Genomic DNA, 4,633 nt, shown 5'->3' on the forward strand with positions numbered 1-4,633 from the left:
GCGTCCCACAGGGTTGATCCAGGAGTGTGCACAACTCTGGGGATAACCTGCTGTCCCGGGGAAGAAGCTTCTTCCGCGGGGCCTCGGTGGCAGGATCGGATGCATGGCACGCACGTTGAACCTCGTCGGCGATCCCGAAGCCGACGCTCTGCTGGCGAACGACCCACTGGCCCTGCTCATCGGAATGTTGCTCGATCAGCAGGTTCCGATGGAGACGGCGTTCGCTGGACCGAAGAAACTGGCAGACCGGCTCGGGGGGCTCGACGTCAGGGGATCGCCGAGGCAGACCCGGACGAGTTCGCCGCCGTGTGCTCGCAGACACCCGCGGTACACCGCTTTCCCGGCTCGATGGCCGCCCGCATCCAGGCTCTCTGTGCGTATCTCGTCGAGAATTACGACGGTGATGTCGAGGCGCTCTGGAAGAGCGGCGAACCCGACGGCAAAGAGGTTCTGAAGCGGCTGAAGGCCCTGCCCGGCTACGGCGACCAGAAGGCCCGGATCTTCCTCGCACTGCTGGGGAAACAGATCGGCGTGCAGCCGGAAGGTTGGCGTGAGGCGGCCGGGGCTTACGGTGAGGACGGTTCTCGTCGCTCGATTGCGGACGTCGTCGACGACACCAGCCTGCATGAGGTCCGTCAGTTCAAGAAGGCCGCCAAGGCCGAGGCGAAGCAGGCTGCGGCAGCGAAGAAGAAGTAGCCGCGCTTACTCGGAATCGTCCTGCTCTTTGCGCTCGGTGTCGAGATGACGCCTGCGCTCGCCCTCGTGCATCCACGGGAAGGGGCTGTTGCCTTGGCCGCCTCCCGCCGGTCCGTGGCCGAGGACGCCGTGTTCGTACGCCGACTCCGCGTGCAGCGCAAGGTCGATGCCGGACGACTCGTCCTCCGAACTGATCCGGAATCCGAAGACTCGCTCGATCAGCTTGCCGAGCATGTAGGTGATCCCGAACGCATACAGGCCGACGACCACCACGGCCAGCGCCTGCTTGCCGAGCTGCGTGAGGCCGCCGCCGTAGAACAGGCCGTCCACGCCGCCTGTCATGACTTCGGTGGCCAGCAGGCCGATCAGGATCGTGCCGACGATGCCGCCCATCAGGTGGACGCCGACGACATCGAGGGAGTCGTCGTAGCCGAGACGAAACTTCCAACCCACCGCGAACGAGCAGACCACACCGGCCACGGCCCCGACGATGACGGCGCCGAGCATGCTCACGGTTCCACACGACGGTGTGATAGCCACCAGCCCGGCGACCACACCGGACGCGGCACCGAACGTGGTGGGGTGGCCGTCGCGTTTCTGCTCCACGAGGAGCCATCCGAGCAGTCCGGTGCAACCGGCGACCAGGGTGTTCAGGAAGATCGCGGCCGCTGTGCCGTCGGCGGCGAGGGCGGAGCCGGCGTTGAAACCGAACCAGCCGAACCACAACAGACCGACGCCGAGCAGCACCAGCGGAAGATTGTGAGGGCGCATCGCCTCGGATTTGAAGCCGAGTCGCGGACCCAGGACCAGCGCCAGTGCCAGACCCGACGCACCGGACACGATCTCGACGACCAGCCCGCCCGCGTAATCGAGGGCGCCGAACTGTGCGATCCACCCCTGCGGGTTCCACACCCAGTGCGCGACGGGCGCGTAGACGACGAGCGCCCAGACGGGAACGAAGATCATCCACGCCGAGAACTTCGCCCGGTCGGCTATCGCGCCGCTGATCAGCGCCGCGGTGATGATCGCGAACGTAAGCTGGAAGGTGGCGAACAGGATCTCGGGAACCTGACCGTGCACGGTCGTGGGATCGATGCCGGCCATCCCGAGATGCTCGAGACCGCCGATCAGTCCGCCACCGACGTCGTCCCCGAAGATGAGTGTGTAGCCCGCCACGAGCCAGACGACGGTGACGAGTGCGATCGAGACGAAACTCATCATGATCATGTTCAGTACGCCGGTGGAACGAACCATTCCGCCGTAGAACAGGGCCAGCCCCGGGGTCATCAGTAGTACCAACGCGGTACTCATCAGAAGCCAGGCGGTTGCTCCGGCGTCGATTGCAGGCATGCCGTTCTCCTCACACGCCAGGCGAAACCGGACGCGGAAAACCACGATGACGAGGGCCGGTTTCCTTTGTGATTCCGATGCGTTGCGAACGTGTTACGCATTGCGCTCAACGTGCACCTCTCGTAATGAGCGTAATGAGATTGCCGTCACGGAACTCGTGCGAGACGGCCACCGACCACCCGATTCGTAGTGTCGGCCCCCGCCGGTAGTCTTTCGACGTGGCCCTGTATCGGAAGTACCGACCCGCATCCTTCGCCGAGGTGGTGGGGCAGGAGCACGTCACCGAACCACTGAGCACCGCGCTCGATGCAGGACGGATCAACCACGCATATCTGTTCTCCGGGCCGCGCGGCTGCGGCAAGACGTCGTCGGCCCGCATCCTGGCGCGGTCGCTGAACTGTGCCGAAGGTCCGACGTCCACACCCTGCGGTACGTGTCCGTCGTGTGTGGCGCTGGGGCCCGGCGGTTCCGGCAACCTCGACGTCACCGAACTCGACGCCGCGAGCCATGGTGGCGTCGACGACACCCGTGAGCTTCGCGATCGTGCGTTCTACGCACCCGCCGAGTCGCGGTACCGGGTGTTCATCGTGGACGAGGCGCACATGGTCACCACGGCGGGATTCAACGCCCTCCTCAAGATCGTCGAGGAACCGCCGGAGCACCTCATCTTCATCTTCGCCACCACCGAACCGGAGAAGGTGCTGCCCACCATCCGCTCGCGCACCCATCACTATCCGTTTCGGCTCCTGGCGCCGTCCACGATGCGCGGACTGCTCGAGAAGATCTGCCGGCAGGAGAGCGTCGCTGTGGCAGATGCGGTGTACCCGCTGGTCATCAGGGCCGGTGGGGGGTCGCCGCGTGACTCGCTGAGCGTCCTCGATCAGCTCCTCGCCGGCGCCGGCGTCGAGGGCGTCACCTACCCCCGCGCGCTCGCGCTGCTCGGCGTCACCGATGTCGCGCTCATCGACGACGCCGTGGACGCGCTGGCACGAAGCGACGGCGCGGCGCTGTTCGGCACCGTCGAGCGCGTCGTCGACGCCGGTCACGACCCGCGCCGGTTCGCGGTCGACCTACTCGAGCGCATCCGCGACCTCATCCTGATGCAGGCGGTGCCGGACGCTGCCGACCGCGGCCTGGTCGACGCACCCGGAGACGTTCTCGACACCATGCGCGCACAGGTGCAGCGGATCGGGCCCGCCACGCTCACGCGGTACGCCGAGGTGATCCATGCCGGCCTCGGCGAGATGAGAGGTGCCACCGCGCCCCGTCTCCTGCTCGAGGTGATGTGCGCCCGCATGTTGCTCCCCTCCGCCTCGGACGCGGAGTCGGCCGTGTTGCAGCGCCTCGAACGAGTCGAGCGGGGCCTCCCTCCGGGAGGCGCAGCGCGAATTGCCGACGACGGGGCACGCCCGGCGCAGGCGCCAACGGCGCAGGCGCCAACGGCGCAGGCGACGGCAGCGCCCGAGCCCGAGCCGAAATTCCAGCGCCCGTCGGTGCGCCCGGCCGTGGAGGACATTGCGCCTCCCCCGCCCGAGCCGGCACCCGAACCGACGCCGGTCCCGGAACCCGAGCGCACGCCCGAACCCGAGCCGACACCCGAACCCGAGCGCACGCCCGAACCCGAGCCGACACCGGAGCCTGTTCCCGCACCTCCGCTCGCGCCAGAGGCGGAGGCCGCACCCGAACCCGAACCCGAACCCGCGACGTCCGGCGGTCCCGACGTGGCGAAGCTGCGTGAATCATGGAACATGTTGCGCGAGAAGGTGAGTCAGCGTAATAAGATCCTTCCGGCCATGCTGTCCGCCGCCACGGTGCACGATGTGCAAGGCAACCGACTGATCCTGGCGCATCCCGTCCCCACGCTGGGTGCGCGCATTGCGTCACCGCACAACGCGCGAGTCATCGCCGAGGTCCTGACGGAAATGTTCGGCGGAACCTGGGAAGTGGAGTACGAAGCCGGAGCGCCGGCCGCACCGACACCGCCGGTCACGAAGCCTGCGTCCGCACCCGCACGGCCCGCGGGCACCCCACGCTTCTCCCGGCCCAGCCAGGAGAAGGCCGCGCAGCGTCCACCGCAGGTAACGCCCGAGTCGCAGCCTGCCGAACCCACTCAGCGGCAAGCCCGCCCGGTCGCCGAGCCGGACGACGATATTCCGCCACCGGAGGCCCCCGACTATCCGGACGATCCAGGGCCGTCCGCGCCTCCGGTCGACTACGAGGCCACTCCTCCCGTCAGCACCCCCGAGGACGAAGAGGAAATGTTCGCCGAGGCGGCGGAGCCTGCCGACCCTTCCAACCGCCGCGATCCCGAGGACGTGGCGCTCGAACTGCTCGAAAACGTGCTAGGCGCCAAGAAGCTCGAAGGCTAGACAAGTTCGGCAGCGCGGAGACCCCCACGCAACTGCTCGAGGACTCGCCGGCGGTGTGGCCGCCGCGGGCGCTATGGTGCGCGCGAAACGCCGGACTCGGCTGCGATGCGCAACCGTCGTGATCGCCTCGGTCACGATGGGCGATCGCTTCGGTCCTACCTCGGATTCTGCAACTCGTTCTAAGGTAGGGGTGCCGGGGTCTACGCCCCGTGTAGAGC

2 protein-coding genes and 1 pseudogene are annotated in these 4,633 nt (G+C 67.6%); 2 read left to right on the plus strand and 1 reads right to left on the minus strand.

All coding sequences use genetic code 11. The features are described from left to right. Window positions 1–103 precede the first annotated feature (103 nt). Window positions 104–696, plus strand: a pseudogene (locus WAW17_RS10420) (HhH-GPD-type base excision DNA repair protein). 6 nt (window positions 697–702) lie between these two features. Here the strand turns inward: WAW17_RS10420 and WAW17_RS10425 are convergent. Next, window positions 703–2,046: an ammonium transporter gene (locus WAW17_RS10425; RefSeq protein WP_422332909.1), complete on the minus strand. Its 1,344-nt coding sequence runs from the start codon at window positions 2,044–2,046 to the stop codon at window positions 703–705. Between the two features lie 218 nt (window positions 2,047–2,264). Here WAW17_RS10425 and WAW17_RS10430 point away from each other — a divergent pair, with 218 nt between their 5' ends. Beyond that, window positions 2,265–4,415 carry a DNA polymerase III subunit gamma and tau gene (locus WAW17_RS10430; protein ID WP_422332910.1) on the plus strand — a complete coding sequence of 717 codons (2,151 nt, stop codon included), beginning with the start codon at window positions 2,265–2,267 and terminating at the stop codon, window positions 4,413–4,415. The last annotated feature ends 218 nt before the right edge of the window (window positions 4,416–4,633 follow it).

The sequence above is a fragment of the Rhodococcus sp. (in: high G+C Gram-positive bacteria) genome (genome assembly GCF_049286785.1).
Lineage (GTDB): Bacteria > Actinomycetota > Actinomycetes > Mycobacteriales > Mycobacteriaceae > Rhodococcus_F.